An 18,301-nucleotide genomic window follows, 5' to 3' on the forward strand; every position below is an offset into this window, starting at 1 on the left:
GTTCGAGCGCTCAGCGCGCGCGACGATCCGAGGCGTCCGCCGGCACGCCAGCCCGAACGAGGCGCTGCGACCTCGAGCCACGCGGAAACCATGCTAGACCCCGAGCCAGCAATGACCCGAGCTCCGGTGCGCCGACCCCTGCTCGCCATCTCGCTCGTCGCGCTCGTCGCGGGCTGCGACGAGCCCGCCCTCCAGGTCCCCTCGGACGCGGGGGATCCGGTCTTCGGCCTCACCGCCGAGCAGTCGGCGCGCGTGCTCGCGAAGGTCGGGGACAGGGTGATCACGCTGGGCGACTTCGGCAGGACGCTGGAGCGAATGGACCAGTTCGATCGGCTCCGCTACCAGACGAAGGAGCGGCGCCGCGAGCTGCTCAGCGAGCTCATCGACGCGGAGCTGCTCGCGCTGGAGGCCCGGCGCCGAGGCCTCGACAAGGACCCCGCGGTCGAGGACACGATCCGGCAGATCCTCCGCGAGGCGATGATCGCCCGGGCGCGAAAGGGCCTGCCCGCGCCGGCCGACATCCCCGCGTCCGAGGTGCGCGCGTACTACGAGGCGAACGCCGACAAGTTCAGCGAGCCCGAGCGCAGGCGCGTGGCCGCCATCGTCGTCGGCGACCGAGCCCTCGGGGAGAAGGTCCTCAAGGAGGCGCAGAAGGCCGGGAGCAGCAGCGCGTGGGGTGAGCTCTTTTTCAAGCACTCGCTCACGGCGCCGAAGGACAAGAGCGCGGCCCCGCCGCTTGATCTCGCCGGAGAGCTCGGCATCGTCAGCCCGCCCGGCGATCCGCGCGGCGCCCACCCCCGCGTCCCAGAGCCGGTCCGCGCGGCCGCCTTTCGCATCGGCGGCGTGGGTGCGGTCGGCGAGGAGCTCGTCGAGGCCGACGGACGGTTCTTCGTCGTCCGCCTGAACGGGCTCACCAGCGGGCACCGGCGCGAGTTCGCGGAGGCCGAACGCTCGATCCGGGTCGCGCTCCTCCAGCAGAAGATGCAGGAGCAGGAGCGCGCTCTCGAGGACGAGCTGCGGAAGAAGTTCCCCGTCGAGATCAACGAGGCGGCGCTCTCCTCGGTCAAGCTGCCGGAGCAGCTCACGGAGACCGGGAGCGCGGCGCAGCCCGATCCCGCGAAGCCCCGCACGCCACAGCCGGAGCGGTCCGGCGCTGCCGCGGCGCCGTCGAGCGATGCGGGCAAGTAGCGAGCTCGTCGCCGCCGCGCGGCTCGCCCGGGGACCCGGCGAGGAAGGCGCGAACACCCGCGCCGTCGCGCCGCCGGAGCGACCGGGGCCGCTCGCCGCGAGCGCGCAGCAGGGAGCGCGACCAGCCCGCGTGAAGACGCGGAAGAGCGACTGGACATGGCAGCTGCGTCACGCTCTCTCGAGCGCCGATGAGCTCCACGGGGCGCTGTCGCTGACGCCGGAGGAGCTCGCTGGCGCCAGGCGCGCCGAAAAGGCGGGGCTGCCCATCCGCGTCACCCCCTATTACCTGAGCCTCTGCGACGACGCCGATCCGGCGTGCCCGATCCGCCGGCAGTGCGTGCCGCTCGCCGACGAGTCCGCCGAGGTGCCCGGCGATCTGGTCGACCCCCTCGGCGAGGTCGCGCACGAGGTCGCCCCCCACCTCGTGCAGCGGTACCCGGATCGCGCGCTGCTCCTCGCGACCGACCGCTGCGCCGTCTACTGCCGCTTCTGCACCCGATCACGCATGGTCGGCGACGGCGGCGGCGCGGTGGCGCTCGAGCGCCTCGCGCCGGCGATGGCGTACCTCGAGGCGCACCCGGAGGTGCGCGATGTCATCGTGAGCGGCGGCGATCCCCTCGCCGTCTCGACGGACCGCGTCGTGCGGCTCATCGCTCGGCTGCGGCAGATCCAGAGCGTGGAGACGATCCGGATCGCGACGCGCGTGCCGGTCACGCTGCCGCAGCGGATCACCGCGGAGCTCGTGCGCGCGCTCAAGCCGTATCACCCGCTCTGGGTGATGACGCACTTCAACCACCCGAAGGAGCTCACGCCCGCCGCCGAGCGCGCGTGCAAGCGCCTCGCGGATCACGGCTTCCCCGTCATGAACCAGACCGTGCTGCTGCGCGGTATCAACGACGACGCGACGACGCTCGCGACGCTCTTCCGGGGTCTCGTGCGCTGGCGGGTGCGCCCCTATTACCTGCTCCAGATGGACCCCGTGCGCGGCACGGCGCACCTGCGCACGCCGCTCGCGACCGGCGTCTCCCTCATGGAGCAGCTCCAGGGCCGGCTCACCGGCATCGCGCTGCCGAAGCTGATCGTGGATACGCCCGGCGGGATGGGCAAGGTGCCCGTCGGGCCCGAGTACGTCGTCGACCGTCGGCCGGGGCGCACCGTCCTCCGCACGCACCGCGGCGTCGAGGTCGAGTACGTCGACCCCCCGGCGGGGTCTTCTGGCTGAGCCGCCCGCTCAGCGACCCAGGCCCCGCGAGAGCGGCTTCGCGACCCGGAACGACAGGTTCAGCGCCCGCGCGATCCCGAAGAAGCGGGTGCGCGACGCGCTCCTGCACTGCTGCGAGTCCGCGGCCCAGCTCCCGGAGCGGACGATGCGCCACGGCGGCGCGTCCCCGCCAGCGTCGGCCGCCGATTCGAGCTCACCCGACGTCTCCGCCCACGATCGCTCGCCGTTCACGTCGGCGACCCACTCGCGCACGCCGCCCGCCATGTCGCGCACGCCGTAGGGCGAGGTGTCGATGGGAAAGGTCCCTACCGGCTCCGGCTGCGCCAGGAACGGCCGCGACGAGCGCATCAGGCAGAACGTCGGGTCGAAGTGATCTCCCCACGGGTAGAACCGCCCGTCGGTCCCGCGCGCCGCCTTCTCCCACTCCAGCTCGGTGGGCAGCCGGATCTCGATCCCGTCGCGCTCGCTCCGGAAACGGCAGTAGGCCACGGCGTCAAACCAGTCGATGAGGATGACCGGCAGGTTCCAGAGGTGCCCCTCCTCCGCCGGGAACCGCTTCTGCGCGTCGCCCTCGACCACGCTGGGCAACGGCTCCCAGCCGCCGCTGCTGGCGGGCCGCGCGACGTAGCCCTCGGAGCCGCGCGTCCCGTGCGGCGCGCGCTTGAGGGCGAGATCGAGATCGCGCGTCTCGAGCTCGTTCAGGAACTCGCAGTACTCGCGGAAGGTGACGGGGAACTTCGCGATCGCGACGTCGGGGACGTGGAGCTCGGCGCGGCGGAGCGGATCGTCGGCCTGCGCGTCGCCGCCGGCGATGAAGGTCCCCCCCGGGATGTACACGAACCCCTCGCCGATCTCCGCGTCGGTGTAGAGGTTCACCTCGACGCGGTGGTGGGTGCCGCGCTTGAGCAGCAGCGGGTAGCGCACGTCCCGGCAGCCGGCGCGCTTCAGGATGAAGAGGTAGCTGCCCGGCTTGAGGTGCACCTCGCGGAGCGGCGTGCGGCCGAGCGAGCGCTCGTCGCTCGCCACGAGGATGCGATCCTTCTCGACGTAACGGTACGCGACGACGCTCGCGCCGGGCGGCGACGAGTCGAACGAGAGGACGGAATCGGCGGTGAGCAGCGCGGCGTAGCGGCCCACGTCGAACTCCGCCACGAGCGCCTCGTGGTAGATGCGCGCCGCGTGCTGGTGCTCCTGGTCCGCCCGCACCGCGCGCGACCAGTAGAGATCCGCGAGCCCGGCGCGCGCCTCGACCAGGTCCGGATCGTACGCCAGCGCCTTCGTGTAGAGATCGATCGCCTCCGCCGCGGCGCGCGCCTGCTCGCGCTCGACCCCGGCGGCCCTGTCCTCGAGCTGCCACCCGGCCCGCTTGCGCTCGATCGCCTCGTACTCCTTCACGTCCTTGAGCAGCCGCCGCGCCTCCTCGACGAGCCGCTCGCGCTCGCCGTCGAGCCGCCGGTCACGCTCGAGCGGGGCCTTGGCGAGCTCGCAGAGCTTGATGGCCTCCTCGCGGCGGCGCATCCGCTCCTTGGCGCCCTCGAGGAACGCCTCCGCCTCCGCCGCGACGCGGTCGGCGGTCGGCGGGCGCTGATCGGGATCCTTCGCGAGCATCGCCAGGCAGAGATCCTCGAGCAGCAGCGGGCAGCTCGGCGCGATCGAGCGCGGCGGCCTGGGATCGCGCGTCTGCGTCGCGAGGATCACGGCGAGGACGGTCGGCGCGTCGAACGGGTGCTCGCCGGTGAGGATCTCGTAGAGCACCACGCCGAGCGCGAAGATGTCCGCGCGGTGATCGATCCGCGCGTGGTCCCCTCGGATCTGCTCGGGCGCGATGTAGCCGGGCGTGCCCGAGAGCGCGCTCGCGATCGCCTCGTGCCGCCTGCGGCCGAAGTCCTGCCCGCTCGGATCGATGGAGATCGGCTCGCTCACCTCCGCCCTCGCGAGCAGCTTCGCGTTGCCCCAGTCGCCCAGGTAGACCTCGCCGTAGTCGCCGAGCAGCACGTTCTCCGGCTTGATGTCGCGGTGGGCGACGCCTCGCCGGTGCGCGTAGGCCAGCGCCCGGGAGATCTGCACGAACGCGCCGATGAGCCGGACGAGCGGCCATTGCCTGCGGAGCTCGGGGTTCGTCAGCACGTTCTGCAGGCTCTGCCGCTTGACGACCCGCATGGAGTAGTACGGCTGACCGTTCGGCAGCGTGCCGAGGTCATAGACCGGGATGATGTTCGGGTGCTCGAGCTGGGCCGTGATCCGCGCCTCGGTCCGGAAGCGGTTGCCTACCGCGGAGTCCTCCTCGGCCCCCGGCTTCAAGGTCTTCAGCGCGACGACGCGCCCGATCTCCCGGTCGCGCGCCTTCACCACCTTCCCGGCGCCGCCGGCCCCGAGCGCCTCGCCCACCTCGTACCGGGTGCCGCCGGAGTTCACGGCGCGCGTGGCGGAGGTCGCGAGCGTCGGGAAATCGGCCCCGACGTCCTCTTCGGGCAGGTCGATCTCCCGCTGCGTGTCGAAGCGCAGCGCGTCCTGGTCCTCGCTCTGCGGCGAGAGGGCGCGCGCGGCGGGCGGGCTGCGGCCCTCCTGCGCGAGCAGCTCCGGCAGCGCCGCCAGCTGCTCCGGCGTGAGGATCCCCTCGAAGAGCTCCTGGGGCGTCGACGCGCCGCCGAGGGTCCATCGGCAAGCCATATCCCAAAGGGCGTTGGGCTCGATGAGCCCTCGCGCCACGGCGGCGACGGCCAGGGCACGAGCCTCACGAGTCTGAGCGAGCTTCACTCGAGCGACCTCTCGTCCGAAACGATCTCACCCCGCGACGCGAGGCGGAAGGCCACGCTGAGGCCGTCGAGCGCAAGGCGCGGCGAGCCAGGAGCGCGTGGCGCTCCCGCGAGCGATCGAGGGCTGCCGGTGACGCTGTTCCGTGCGCATCTCACGAGGCGCCGCACGTCAGTTGCCGTGGCAGGCGACCGCTCTGCTGCCACGCCGGCCCGAGCTGCCCCGTTCGAAGTCGCGGCGCGGCGGGCCCGCAGCGGCGATGGCGCCCCCCGCGTCCCGGTCTTCAGATGGTCTACGTATCGGGAATTCCTGCATTTACCATCGGCAGCTGAGCGCCGTTCAGCGTACGTGGTGTCCCCTCGCCCATGCAAGAGAGTAGGGCGGAGCCGCTCGAGGAGCGCGGTCATTTTTCGTCGCAGGTCCCGCGCGACTCGCACGTCCCCACGTCTCCAGGTCGCGCGCGTTTCGCATGTTTCGCATGTTTCGCATGTCTCGCATGTCTCGCACGGTTCGCACGGTTCGCACGTTTCCGCCGGCCTCGCTCCCTTGTCGTACAGGCAGCGAGGGGTCGTCGCCCCGCCATGGCTTCGCGCGGTCGCGCGCGGCGGGACAGGGCGGGATCATCGCTCACGGAGCGAAGCTCCTCTATGCGTTCGCCGGAGCCACCGCGCCCGAGGCGACGGGGATCAACCGCAAGGCCTGCGGCGGCGCTCACGACGTCATCGCCTCCAAGCACATCGGGGTCGATGACAACCTCGCGTTCCCGACGGCCGAGCTCGCGATCATGGGCCCGGAAGGCGCGGTGAGCATCGTGTATCGCAGCGAGATCCAGCGAGCGGCCGACCCGGCCGCCGCCCGCGCACGCATCGTCGGCGACGACAAGGCGAAATTCGCCACCCCGTACAAGGCGGCCGAGCTCGGCTTCATAGACGAGGTGATCTGCCCGCGCATGCTCCGCACTCGACTGGCTCGAGCCCTCGACCTCCCGCGCGACAAGCGGGACAAGAACCCACCGACGAAGCACGGAAACATCCCGCTTTAGCAGAATTTTGCGGCAGCTGGCAGCCCGCGAGAGCTGGGCTCCGGGAGAGATCGGCGAGCAAACCGCTTAGAGCGCCACGGCAGGTGGGTGCTGGGGCGAGCGACGCCGTTGCGCGGCCGATCCCGAGCGTGTAGAAACGACTTGCGTGGCTGTTTTTCTTTGAACTCCACGCGCGATGCTTCTCTCTGACCGACGATCTGCACAGGTGCACCCGGGGGCCGGTCGCAGGAAACGGGTGGTTTGGCAGGCATGCCGAGCGTTGGGGGGGCGCCGAGTACACGAATGAAGGGTCGGTTGGGTTCTGTGGAGGTATTGAGCATGAAATCTTGGGTATTCGCTGCGATTTTGATCTCCGGCTGCGCCCTCGTGGCTTGCGGTGACGACGGCAACACGTCGTCGGGCTCCAGCACCACCACCAGCAGCAGCGGGAGCAGCAGCTCTGGCGGCGGCAACGGCGGCAACGGCGGCAACGGCGGCAACGGCGGCAATGGCGGCAGCGGCGGCGCCGGCGGAGAAGGAGGCGCGAGCGCCACGAGCACTTCCTCGACGGGTACCCCGACCTGTGATGACACCGAGGACACGTGCGGCCGCGACACGAATGCGGGCTGCTACAAGTGCGCCGTCGATGGGCCGTGCAAAGAGGTCCACCAGGGCTGCGTGGACAGCGAGGATTGTATTGACGTGGTGGTGTGTATCGCTGAATGCGCCGCGGAGGAAGACTCGGCCACGTGCATCGAGACGTGCCGCACCGACAACGCGGCCGGGGTCGAGGCCTACGACGCCCTCATCACGTGCACTGTTTGCGAGGAGTGCGCCGAGAGCTGCGATGCCGGCGGAGAGCCGGTATGTGGCCTGTGAGCTCCTGACAACAGCAGCGCATCTCCGAAGGGGGCGCCAGATGGCCGCCCCCTTCGGCCTTTATGCGGGCCGAGCCGCGGCGGACGGCTCGCCCGCGCCAGCCGTCGCGGCTCGGCAGCCGGCGCAGGGGGCGCGAGGCACGACACCGGCGGCTCCGGAGCAGCACGGAAGCGGCGGCGTGCCAGCGGGGCGAGGGAGCGGGGCGGTTCGGGTCCCGAGCGAGGGCGGGGAGCGCCTCCCGAGGGACGTCGCCCCAGCGCGCGCGCGCCCTCGCCGCCGTGCGGGCGCCTCGACCCGGCGCTCCCGGCCAGGGCCTTGGCCCAGCGGCAGGCGCCGCCGGTCCACGAGCAGGCGGCAGGCGCCGCCGGTCCGCGGGCCAGGCGGCAGGCGCCGCCGGGCGCCGCCGGGTGCCGCCGAGGCAGAGCGGCGGAGACGCGAGGTAGCTCACGCGCAGGCGGCCGGCCTGACTCGGCGACCTCCGGTCCCGGGCCCCCAATCGCGCAGCATACTCCGGGTTGCGCCTTCATGGGCCGGGCAACCCGTGGTAACGCTTGGCGGCGCCGCCGATGTGCGGCATCCGACATGGGAAAGAACCTTCTCGTCATCAATGTGGACATCCGCGAGACACGCGTCGCGCTGATCGAAAACGGGATCATCGCTGAGCTGCATCTCGAGCGGGAGAGCTCCAAGGGGACGCTCGGAAACATCTACCTCGGCAAAGTCAGCCGTGTTTTGCCCGGAATGCAGGCCGCGTTCATCGACGTGGGGCTCGAGCGAGCAGCCTTCCTGCACGTCGAGGACCTCATCCGGCCCGACGATTTCGAGGCGTACCTGGCTGGGCACCGCCGGACTGTCGAGGAAGAGCGCGCCTCCTCGCGAGGCCGCGCCGCGCGTGGCAGCGAGGCGCCTAGACCTGATGAAAGCGAGGTGCATGAGCTATCGGGCGCAGAAGCCGCGCCCGAGAGCCCCGACCTGACGCCCGGGCCAGACGAGCTCCGGGAAGGAGCGGACTTCGGGGCGGAAGAAGGGTTCGAGGCCGGCGGCTCCGTCGATGCCGGCGGCTCGCTCGACGAAGGGAGGGACGTGCCGATCGAGCTGCCCACGGCGCTCGATGTGCTCGGAAGCCCCTCCGGCCAGGCGTTCGCCGGCGTGGGGACGATGGTGGCGCTCGACGAGGCCGACGACCCGGAGCCGGAGATCGACGACGGGCACGAGCACGACGGCGCGGACGACGACGACGAGGAGCTGGTCGCGCCAGGCGGAGGCAGCGACGCCGACGAGGCCAGCGACGAGGAATCCGGCCCCGACGAGGCGAGCATCGAGGACGACGACGAGCTCGACGCGCCCGGCTACGAGGTCGAGCCTGCCTCCCCGCCACCGGAGGATGCCGCGGACGCGTGGAGCGCGGCCGAGGAGCATCCGGAAGCGCTGAGCAACACCGCGGACAGCGGCGAGGCGGGAGCGCAGGAGGCGAGCGCGTCGGACGAGCCCGCCGCGCACGGCGCCGCCGGCGACTGGCCAGCCGGACAGGAGGCGAGCGCGCCGCCGGTCCCGGAGGCCGCGGCAGCGGCCTCGGACGATGACGTCCCGCCGGCAGCGCGAGCGCGCAGCGGGCGCGCGCGCGGACGGCGCGAGGCGCGCGTGCGCCGATCGGGACGGACGCGCGACCGGCGCGCCAACCTCGAGGGCGGCGCCGCGCTCGCGGAGGCGGCCCCCGCGGAAGCGCGCGAGGGGCGCGAAGGCCGCGAGGCCCCGCGCGAGGGGCGCGAAGGCCGCGAGGCCCCGCGCGAGGGGCGCGAAGGCCGCGAGGCCCCGCGCGAGGGGCGCGAAGGCCGCGAGGCCCCGCGCGAGGGGCGCCAGGCCCCGCGCGAAGGCCGCGAGGCGCCGCGCGAGGGACGCCAGGCGCCGCGCGAAGGGCGCGAGGGCCGCGAGGCGCCGCGCGAAGGGCGCGACCGGGGCGGCAAAGGACAGGGCGGCGGACGCGAGGGGCGCGATCGCGAGCAACGCGGGCGCGAGCAGCGGACGCGAGAGCGCGGGCGCGAGCAGTCGCGGGACGGCAAGGGCAAGAGCGCGGCGCGGGGCCAGCAGAGCTCACGCAGCTGGCAGAACGAGCCGCCGCGGATCTCGAAGTCGACGCCGATCCGGGAGGTCGTCCGCGAAGGGCAGGAGGTCATCGTCCAGGTCTCGAAGGAGCCGATCGGGACGAAGGGCGCCCGGGTCACGAGCCACATCTCGCTGCCCGGCCGCTATGTCGTGTACCTGCCGACGGTCGATCACATCGGGATCTCCAAGCGCATCGGCTCGGAGAAGGAGCGATCCCGGCTGCGGGACGCCATCGAGGCGATGAAGCCTCCGCAGGGCGGGCTCATCGTGCGCACGCTCGCCGAGGGCCTCACGAAGAAGCAGCTCAAGGCCGACGTCGGCTACCTCGTGCGCCTCTGGGGCGAGGTGGCGAAGAAGCGGGAGAGCGGCGTGAGGGCGCCTGCGGTGCTCTACACCGAGCTCGACCTCGTGCTGAAGACCGCCCGCGACCTCTTCACCGACGACATCGAGAAGATCGTGATCGACGACCGCGAGGAGTACATCCGGCTGCGGCGCTTCGTCGAGATGTTCATGCCCGAGCGCGCCGACGCGGTGGAGCTCTACGAGGGGACGGAGCCGATCTTCGACGCGTACGGGATCGAGGACGAGATCCAGCGCGCGCTGTCGCGGAAGGTCCCGCTGCCCTCGGGCGGGCACCTGATCATCGACCAGGCCGAGGCGCTCACCGCGATCGACGTGAACACAGGGCGGTTCGTCGGCAAGGGGTCGAAGGATCTCGAGGAGACGATCCTGACCACGAACCTGGAGGCGGTCGAAGAGATCGCCTACCAGCTCCGGTTCCGCAACATCGGCGGGCTCATCATCCTCGACCTCATCGACATGGAGCGCGCCCAGAACCGGGAGAAGGTGCGGCGCCGCCTCGAGGAGCTGCTCTCCAGGGACAAGGCGAAGACCACGCTGAACCGGATCTCCGATCTGGGCCTCATCGAGATGACCCGGAAGCGGACGCGCGAGAGCCTCGGGCGGACGATCCTCGAGCCGTGCTTCTACTGCGACGGGACGGGCCAGCTGCAATCCAAGCAGACCGTCGCCTACGAGATCCTGCGGCAGATACGGCGCGAGCGGATGAACCTGCCCGGCTACTCGGTCGTGGTCAACGCGCACCCGGCCGTGATCGACCTGCTGAAGAACGACGAGCGCATCGCCGTGCAAGAGGCGGAGCGGCTGTTCCAGCGCCGGATCGATCTCGTGCCCCGGAAGGAGTACCACCTCGAGCAGTTCGATCTGCAAGGCAGGTAAGGCGTCATGGTGGACGATCAGGGTTCTCCGGAGAGCAGCGACGCGAAGACGGGACGCAAGGAAGAGCGCGTCACCATCAACAAGGAGTTCGAGTCCTACGACGCGTTCATCAACGAGTACGTGACGAACATCTCGCGGACCGGCGTGTTCGTGCGCTCGAAGACGCCGCTCGCCGTCGGGACGAAGGTGAACCTGCGGTTCACCGTGATCATGGACGACATCGAGACGGTCGAGGGCGTCGGCGAGGTCGTGCGCGTGCACGACGATCCGCAGGGGATGGGCGTCGTCTTCACCGAGCTGTCGGGCTACTCGCAGGGGCTCATCGACAAGCTCCTGACCAGCCAGGGGCACCGCACCTCGAAGGGCTAGGCAGAGGGCGTCGGCGATGTTCACCGGGCTTGTCGAGACGATCGGGGTCCTCCGCCGCCGGAGCGGCGGCGCCGTGGCCCGCGCGCTCGTGGAGGCGAGCCTCGGGCCGCTGACGCTCGGCGAGTCCGTGAGCGTGAACGGCGCCTGCCTCACGGTCGATCGCATCGCGCCCGGCGGCTTCGAGTGCGACATGTCCGCCGAGACCCTCGGCCGCACCACGCTCGGCGCGCTGCCGGTGGGCGCGCGCGTCCACCTCGAGCGCGCGACGCCGCTCGGCGCGCGGATGGGGGGGCACGTGGTGCTGGGCCACGTCGACGGGCTCGGCCGCGTCGTCGAGCACGCGCGGGCCGGCGACGCGATCCGCCTCCGGGTGAGCGCCCCGCACGAGCTCGCGCCGTACCTCGCTCCCAAGGGCTCGATCGCCGTCGACGGCGCGAGCCTCACGCTCAACGCCGTGTCCACGCCGGGCGCCGCCGAGATCTGGTTCGATGTGATGCTGGTGCCGCACACCATCGGCCGGACTCTCCTCGGAGAGCTCCGCCCCGGCGCGGCCGTCAACCTTGAAGTTGACGTGCTCGCGCGCTACGTGGCGCGGGCGCTCGCGGTCGCGTCGCTCGCCAGCGTGAAGGGCCGCTCGAGCCAGGACGCGCTCGGCGGCGATGCCTCCGCCGAGCGCGACGAAGAGCGTGGAAATACGGGAGAGCATGCGGATCACGACGAACGACTCCTCGCAAAGCTGCGCGCGGGGGGATTCTGGTGAGGCTGTGTCGGCCGCCTCGAGCGGCAGGCTCGACCAGGACATGACCTCCGGGGGCCCGATGCCTCATCGGCTGACCATCGACAAAGCGGTCCTCGACCGGGTGAACACCGCGCTCGATCACATCCGCGCGGGCAAGATGGTGATCCTCGTCGACGACGAGGATCGCGAGAACGAGGGGGATCTCTGCATGGCCGCGGAGGCGGTCACCCCCGAGGCGATCAACTTCATGGCGATGCACGGGCGCGGGCTCATCTGCCTCGCCCTCGACGAGGAGCAGGTCGCGCGCCTCGAGCTGCCGATGATGTCCGCGCCAGGGCGGAGCGGACCGCCGCTCGGCACCGCCTTCACGGTCAGCATCGAGGCGCGCACGGGGGTGACGACGGGGATCAGCGCCGCCGATCGGGCGCACACGATCCGGGTCGCGATCGCGCGCGACGCCGCGCCCGAGGACCTCGTCACGCCGGGGCACGTGTTTCCGCTGAAGGCGCGCCGCGGGGGCGTGCTCGTGCGGACGGGGCAGACCGAGGGGTCCGTGGATCTCGCGCGCCTCGCCGGGCTCCGGCCGGCGGGCGTGATCTGCGAGATCATGAACGACGACGGCAGCATGGCCCGCATGCGGGATCTCGAGGGGTTCGCCGCGAAGCACGGCCTGCTGATCGTGACGGTGGCGGATCTCATCCAGTACCGGCTCCAGACCGAGCGGCTGGTCCGCTGCGTGGGCGAGCGGACGCTGCGGCTCGATCTGACGGGCACGGAGTGGACCGTGTACGTCTACGAGGTGATCAACGAGCAGCGGCAGTTCCTCGCGCTGACCAAGGGCGCGGTGGCGACGCCGGACCCCATCCTGTGCCGCGTGCACTCCGGGTCGACCATCGCGGACCTCTTCAGCTCGACGCCCCTCGACGGCGGCTCGAACCTGCGCGAGGCGCTCCTCGCGATCGAGGGCGCCGGCGTCGGGGTCGTCGTCTACATCCCGTCGCGCGGGGACCTCGGCCGCGAGCTGGAGCTGCTGAAGGGCTCGGGCTCCGACGAGGCGCTCCCCGTCGTGAAGACGCAGCAGCCGTGGACGCTGCGGGAGTTCGGCCTCGGCGCGCAGGTCCTCGCGGACCTCGGGGTGCACCAGATCCGGCTCCTCACGAACAGCCAGCCGAAGATCGCGGGGATCACCGGGTACGGGCTCACCGTGATCGAGCGGGTGCCGCTCGTCTCGATGAAGGGCGAAGCCTGACAGACGGGCGCGCTCGTTCGCTGGTAAAAGGACGCTCGGACAGGATCGCGATCACAGCGATCGCGCATCCCGCGCGGCAGGAGAGAGGAACGGCGGATGGCAGAGCAAGCGGTCGGGCAGGCACAGGCGAGGGTGATCGAAGGGAACCTGGTGGTCCCGCCGGGGGCGCGCTTCGCGATCGTGGCGAGCCGCTTCAACCACTTCATCGTCGACCGCCTGGTCGAGGGCGCGCTCGACGCCATCGCGCGGCACGGCGGCGCGCTCGGTCGGACGTCGATCGTGCGCGTCCCGGGCGCGTGGGAGATGCCCACCATCGTGGGGAGGCTCGCGCACAAGAAGGGCGTCGACGCGATCATCACGCTGGGCGCGGTGATCCGGGGCTCGACGCCGCATTTCGACTACGTGGCGGCCGAGGTCACGAAGGGGATCGCGACCGTGTCGCTCCAGACCGGGGTGCCGGTCACGTTCGGGGTGCTCACGACCGACTCGATCGAGCAAGCGGTCGAGCGGGCCGGGACGAAGCATGGCAATAAGGGGTGGGAGGCCGCCGTCAGCGCGATCGAGATGCTCGCGCTCGGCGCCGCGCTGGACACCGCTGGCCTGTAAACGAAGGTTCTGAGAGATGGGTGCGCGCTCTACCGGCCGCGAAGCGGCCTTGCAGATGCTGTTCGCGGTGGAAGCCGGCGGGAGCTCGGCGCCCCGCGTCGTCGCGACCTTCTGGCGCGAGACGCCGGGCGATCCCGAGGGACGCGCCTACGCGGACGAGGTGGTGGTCGGGGTCGCCGAGGATCTCGCGGCCGTGGACGAGGCGATCCGGAAGGCGAGCACGAACTGGCGCCTCGAGCGGATGGCGCGCGTCGATCGGAACGTCCTCCGGCTCGGCGCGTGGGAGCTCATGAACCGCCCGGAGGTGCCGCGCGCGGTCATCCTCGACGAGGCGGTCGAGCTCGCCAAGCGCTACGGCAGCGAGGAGAGCGGCGCCTTCGTGAACGGCGTGCTCGACCGGATCGCCGAGAACCTCGGCCGCATCGACCGGGATCGCTGAGCGTCACGGCGCGCCGTCGCTCAGGCGCGCGCCTCGCTCACCACTTCAGCCAGGCGACCGTCACGCCGTCGCCGCCCTCGCTCGGGCCGCCCGGGCGGAGGCGCGCCACGTAAGGGCTCCCGCGCAGCGCCTCGCGGACGGCGTCGCGCAGGGCGCCCGTGCCGTGCCCGTGGACGAAGAACGTGACCTTGCGGCCCGCGCCGAGCGAGCGGTCGAGGAACTGCTCGGCCATGGCGACCGCCTCGTGCGCCCGCAGGCCGCGGAGATCCACGGTGTTGTCCGCCGTCTGGATCGGGACGTCGGGGTCGGCGGCGGCGTCCAGATCGACGCGGCGCTGCGGGGGCGCCGCGGCGGCCGGCGGCGCGCCGGTGCCGCGCAGCTCGGCGATCGAGGTCGTGAGCTTGAGCGAGCCGGCGGTGACCCGCAGCTGGCCGCCCGAGAGGACCTCCACCACCTCGGCCTCGGCCCGCAAGCGAGGCACGTAGACGCGGGCGCCGACGCGGATGGCGGCCGGATCGATCGCCGGCCGCGCCTGCGGCTCGTCCTTCGGGCGCAGCTCGAGCTCGCCGCCGATCGACGTCTTCTGCCCCACCGCGTCCATGGCGCGAGCGGCCGCGCGCACGTCGTCCTCGGTGGGCTTGCCGCGCAGGCGCGCCTGCGCCGCCTTGAGGTCCTCGCGCGCGCGCCGCAGGCTGGCGAGCAGCGCCTCCCCCTCCCGCGTGATCACGCCGCGCTCCTTGTCCCGGAGCCGCTCGATCTCCGCCTCGAGCTCCCGCCGCTTCGCGCGAGAGGCGGCCGCCTCCCGCGCGGCGTCCTCGCGCGCGAGCTCGAGCGCGCGGCGCTCGGCGGAGAGCTTCTCGACCATCTGCTCGAAGGTGACCGCCTCCTTCGTGAGGAAGCGCTCGGCCCGCTCGAGCACGGCGCCCGGGATGCCGAACCGCCGCGCGACAGCGAGCGCGCTCGAGGCGCCGGGCACGCCGACGACGAGCCGGAAGGTCGGGCTCATGGTGGCGAGATCGAAGCCGACCGAGGCGTTCTCGAAGCGCTGATCGCCGAGCGCGAGCGCCTTGAGGCCCTCGTAATGCGTGGTGCTGGCGACGGTGCCCCCCCGCGCGCACAGCGCGTCGAGCACGGCCGCGGCGAGCGCCTCGCCCTCGCGCGGATCGGTGCCGCCGGCGAGCTCGTCGAGCAGGACGAGCGCGCCGGGGCGCGTCTCGCCGAGGATGAGCCCCAGGTTCTTCACGTGGGCGCTGAAGGTCGACAGGTTCTTGTGGAGGTTCTGCTCGTCGCCGACGTCGGTCAGCACGACGTCGAAGAGCGCGACGCGAGAGCCCTCCCTGGCCGCGACCGGCAGGCCCGCGCGCACCATCAGCGCCGCGAGCCCGAGCGTCTTCAGGGCCACGGTCTTGCCGCCGGCGTTCGGTCCGGAGACGATCATCGCGCGGCCCGCGCTCATCGCGAGGTCGCTCGCGACCACCTTCACGCCGTCGAGCGCGAGGAGCGGGTGGCGGCCCCCGACGAGCTCGATGGAGGTCGGACTCGAGCCGCCCTCCGAGGCGCCCCGCCCGGCCCCGAAGGCGTCCTCCGGGACGTCCGGGAAGGTGAGGTCGAGGTCCTCTGCGAGCCGCGCCGCAGCGGCCCGCACGTCGGCGTGGGCCAGCGCGCGGGCAGCGGCCGCGACGCTCTCGACGTCCTCGGCCACGCGGGCGGTGAGCGCCGCGTAGATCGCCAGCTCCTCCCGCGCGACCTCGGCGTCGACCATCTTCATCCGGTTGCCCGTCTCGACGAGCACCCGGGGCTCCACGAACACGGTGGCGCCGCTCGCGCTCGTCGCGTGGACGATGCCGGGGAAGCGCTCGTGCGCGTCGGATCGCACCGGCAGCACGTAGCGCCCGTCGCGCTCCGTCCAGTAGCGGTCCTGGAGGATGTCCTCGTGCTTCTGGATGAGGTCCTCGAGGCGCCGGACGAGCCGCTCGCGCACCGCGCGCCGCTCCGCGCGCAGCGCCTCCAGGCGAGGCGACGCGCGATCGGCGAGCGTGCCGTCCGGATCGAACGCCGCCGCGAGCTCGCGCGCGACGGCGTCGAGCTCGGGGTCGGTCGCGCACGCGGCGTGGAGCGCGGGCGCGATCTGGCGCCGGCCCTGCAGGTACTGCCGCGACGTCCGCGCGGCCTCGAGGACGCCGAGCACGGCGCGCAGCTCCTCGTTCGCGAGCGCCGCGCCGATGCGGGCCCGATCGAGCGCGCCCTCGAGCTCCGCGACGTCGCGCGCCGGCACCGGCTCCCCGGCCCGGGCGAGCGCCACCGCCTCGCGCACCTCCGCGAGCGCGGTGAGGGCCTCGGCGCGCGTCGACGCGAACGGCAGGGCCCGGGCCAGCCGCTTCCCGCCCCGGGACGCGCATCGCTCCGCGAGCGCCTCGAGGACGCGATCCCACTCCAGGTCGGCGCGGGTCTTGGTGGGACAGGGATCTGCGAAGGGCCCTTCGGGGTTGTAGTCCATCACGCTTCGGTCGGATCGCGGGCCACGCCGCCGGCCCCGCTCGGCATCGGGTTCTGCTCCTTCTCGAGGTAGCGGAAGATGGTGCGCGGGTCGACGCCGAGGTCGCGGGCCGTCTGCGTGCGGTTGCCGTTGTTGCGCTCGAGCGCCTCCAGCACGTACCGCCGCTGGAACTCCTCCTTGGCCTTCTCCAGCGGCATGATGGCCGTCTCGGCGCCCGGGCCGAGATCGAGATCCTCCACGGCGAGGAGCGCCTGGTCGCAGAGGACGAGCGCCTTCTTGATGCGGTTCTCGAGCTGCCGGATGTTGCCCGGCCAGGGGTACTTCTTGATCGCGGAGAGCGCGGCCGGGCTGAAGCCTCGCACGGCGCTGCCGAGCTCGTCGGCGTACTTCGAGAGCAGGACCTTGGCGATGATGAGCACGTCGTCGCCGCGCTCGCGGAGCGGCGGGAGCCACAGGTTCACGACGTTGAGCCGGTAGTAGAGATCCTCCCGGAAATTGCCGGCGCGGATCTCCTCCTCGAGGTTCCTGTTCGTGGCGGCGACGATGCGGATGTCGACCTTCTCGGGCTTCGAGTCGCCGACGCGGAAGACGACCCGCTCCTGGAGCGCGCGGAGGAGCTTCACCTGGAGGTTCAGCGGCAGCTCGCCGATCTCGTCGAGGAACAGCGTGCCCTTGTCGGCGACCTGGAACTTGCCCGGGCGGCTGGCGATGGCGCCGGTGAAGGCGCCCTTCACGTGGCCGAAGAGCTCGCTCTCGATGAGGTTCTCGGGGATCGCGCCGCAGTTGATGGTGACGAAGGGGCCGCCGTCGCGCGGGCTGCGCCGGTGCAGCTCCCGCGCGATGAGCTCCTTCCCGGTCCCCGTCTCGCCCGTGATGAGCACGCTGATGTCCGTCGCCGCGACCTTCTGCAGCTTGCGGAACACCTCGAGCATCGACGGGCAGGCGCCGATGATCTCGCCGAACTTCTTGTCGTGCAGCTCGGCGACGAGCTTGGCCTTGTCGGCCCTGAGGGCGTTCAGGAGCATCGCGTTCTGGAGGATGAGCGAGGCCTGGGACGCGAAGATGCTGAGCAGGTCGAGCTGGGCGCGGTCGAAGAGGTGCTTGATCTTGTCGTTGCCGACGTAGAGCGCGCCGATGATCTGGCCCTGCGACAGGAGCGGCGCGCACATGACGCTGGAGAGCTTCATCGCGATGACGCTGTCGCTCCGGCCGAACTGCGTGTCGGCGAGCGCGTCGGAGACGATCACCGGGCGGCCCGAGACGATGACCTGACGCACGATGCTGTCCGAGATCCCCCCGGCCGCGTCGGTGATGGCCTCCTTGCGGATGTTGCGCGACGCGCGCACCGCCAGCTTGCGATCGCCGCCAGCAGCCGGCGCGGCCGGAGCGCCGCCGCTGACCGCCGTGTCGGCCGCCGCCTCCGCCCCCTCGAGCAGCAGGAGGAAGCCCTTGTCGGCGTGCGTCAGCTCGATGACGTCGTCGAGCATCGCCTCGAGGAGCTCGTCGACGCTGCGCCGGTTGATGAGCTTCTCGCTGAAGGCGAACAGCTTGCGGACGCCGGCGAGCTCCGACGATCCCTGCAGCGGCGCGGGCCGCTCCGCCCCGCCGTCGCACGCCGGGAGCCGCTCCTGGACGGTCGGCGCCTCGGCGAACATCGAGAAGCCGACCTCGACCGTGCCGAGCTGGAGGCGGTCGCCGTGCACCAGGCGGGCGCGCCGCTTCTTCTTGCCGTTGATCGCGATCTCGCCGTCGCGCTCGCACTCCTCCAGCACGAAGTCGCGTCCGTCGAACACGATCTGCGCGTGATGGTCCAGCACCCCCGCCCCCGCGACCGCGACGTCGTTTCCGAGCGCCTTGCCGATCGTCGTGACCGGTTTGTGGACGCTGTAGAGGCGTGGCGCGCCCTCGGCGGCGAAATACTTCAGGGTCGGCATCGAGGGCAGCATAGCAGGCGTGCCGCGGCCTCATGCAGCCGTGTTGGACGGCACACGGCGGC

13 protein-coding genes are annotated in these 18,301 nt (G+C 72.0%); 10 read left to right on the forward strand and 3 right to left on the reverse strand.

The features are described from left to right. The first annotated feature begins 126 nt into the window (after positions 1 to 126). Complete coding sequence (locus tag WMF22_RS39200) at positions 127 to 1,188, forward strand: peptidylprolyl isomerase (protein ID WP_438033054.1); 1,062 nt, start codon at positions 127 to 129, stop codon at positions 1,186 to 1,188. Beyond that, positions 1,175 to 2,410 (forward strand): KamA family radical SAM protein, encoded by a 1,236-nt coding sequence (locus WMF22_RS39205; RefSeq protein WP_437295054.1) that lies wholly within the window; start codon positions 1,175 to 1,177, stop codon positions 2,408 to 2,410. Before WMF22_RS39200 ends, WMF22_RS39205 begins: the two co-directional genes overlap by 14 nt. A gap of 9 nt (positions 2,411 to 2,419) precedes the next feature. Here WMF22_RS39205 and WMF22_RS39210 read toward each other — a convergent pair whose 3' ends face one another. After that, entirely contained in the window at positions 2,420 to 5,080 is a 2,661-nt protein-coding gene (locus WMF22_RS39210; protein ID WP_437295055.1) for a protein kinase domain-containing protein, read from the reverse strand. Positions 5,081 to 5,660: 580 nt separating this feature from the next. Here WMF22_RS39210 and WMF22_RS39215 point away from each other — a divergent pair. The 8 genes from WMF22_RS39215 to nusB all read left to right on the forward strand — a co-directional run bounded on the left by WMF22_RS39215 (position 5,661) and on the right by nusB (position 13,808). After that, entirely contained in the window at positions 5,661 to 6,206 is a 546-nt protein-coding gene (locus WMF22_RS39215; RefSeq protein WP_438033055.1) for a carboxyl transferase domain-containing protein, read from the forward strand. 318 nt (positions 6,207 to 6,524) lie between these two features. Next, positions 6,525 to 7,064, forward strand: coding sequence for a hypothetical protein (locus WMF22_RS39220; RefSeq protein WP_438033056.1), 540 nt, complete (start codon positions 6,525 to 6,527; stop codon positions 7,062 to 7,064). A gap of 582 nt (positions 7,065 to 7,646) precedes the next feature. Next, positions 7,647 to 10,406 (forward strand): Rne/Rng family ribonuclease, encoded by a 2,760-nt coding sequence (locus tag WMF22_RS39225; RefSeq protein ID WP_438033057.1) that lies wholly within the window; start codon positions 7,647 to 7,649, stop codon positions 10,404 to 10,406. A 6-nt stretch (positions 10,407 to 10,412) separates the two neighbouring features. Further along, entirely contained in the window at positions 10,413 to 10,775 is a 363-nt protein-coding gene (locus WMF22_RS39230) for a PilZ domain-containing protein (RefSeq protein ID WP_272102827.1), read from the forward strand. Between the two features lie 16 nt (positions 10,776 to 10,791). Further along, positions 10,792 to 11,535: a riboflavin synthase gene (locus tag WMF22_RS39235; protein WP_437295059.1), complete on the forward strand. Its 744-nt coding sequence runs from the start codon at positions 10,792 to 10,794 to the stop codon at positions 11,533 to 11,535. Positions 11,536 to 11,575: 40 nt separating this feature from the next. Beyond that, the gene (ribB, locus tag WMF22_RS39240; RefSeq protein WP_438033058.1) at positions 11,576 to 12,763 is read left to right on the forward strand and encodes a 3,4-dihydroxy-2-butanone-4-phosphate synthase; all 1,188 of its coding nucleotides are present in this window, start codon (positions 11,576 to 11,578) and stop codon (positions 12,761 to 12,763) included. 96 nt (positions 12,764 to 12,859) lie between these two features. After that, positions 12,860 to 13,369 (forward strand): 6,7-dimethyl-8-ribityllumazine synthase, encoded by a 510-nt coding sequence (gene ribH, locus WMF22_RS39245; protein WP_437295061.1) that lies wholly within the window; start codon positions 12,860 to 12,862, stop codon positions 13,367 to 13,369. A gap of 16 nt (positions 13,370 to 13,385) precedes the next feature. Then, complete coding sequence (gene nusB, locus WMF22_RS39250; RefSeq protein ID WP_438033059.1) at positions 13,386 to 13,808, forward strand: transcription antitermination factor NusB; 423 nt, start codon at positions 13,386 to 13,388, stop codon at positions 13,806 to 13,808. Between the two features lie 37 nt (positions 13,809 to 13,845). Here nusB and WMF22_RS39255 read toward each other — a convergent pair whose 3' ends face one another. Both WMF22_RS39255 and WMF22_RS39260 read right to left on the reverse strand, forming a co-directional pair. Continuing rightward, positions 13,846 to 16,305 carry an endonuclease MutS2 gene (locus WMF22_RS39255; RefSeq protein ID WP_438033060.1) on the reverse strand — a complete coding sequence of 820 codons (2,460 nt, stop codon included), beginning with the start codon at positions 16,303 to 16,305 and terminating at the stop codon, positions 13,846 to 13,848. Then, on the reverse strand, positions 16,305 to 18,239 hold the full coding sequence (locus tag WMF22_RS39260) for a sigma 54-interacting transcriptional regulator (RefSeq protein ID WP_438033061.1): 1,935 nt from the start codon (positions 18,237 to 18,239) through the stop codon (positions 16,305 to 16,307). The genes WMF22_RS39255 and WMF22_RS39260 overlap by 1 nt, the downstream gene beginning before the upstream one ends. Positions 18,240 to 18,301 lie beyond the last annotated feature (62 nt).

The organism is Sorangium sp. So ce204 (genome assembly GCF_051526795.1).
GTDB lineage: Bacteria > Myxococcota_A > Polyangia > Polyangiales > Polyangiaceae > Sorangium > Sorangium cellulosum_B.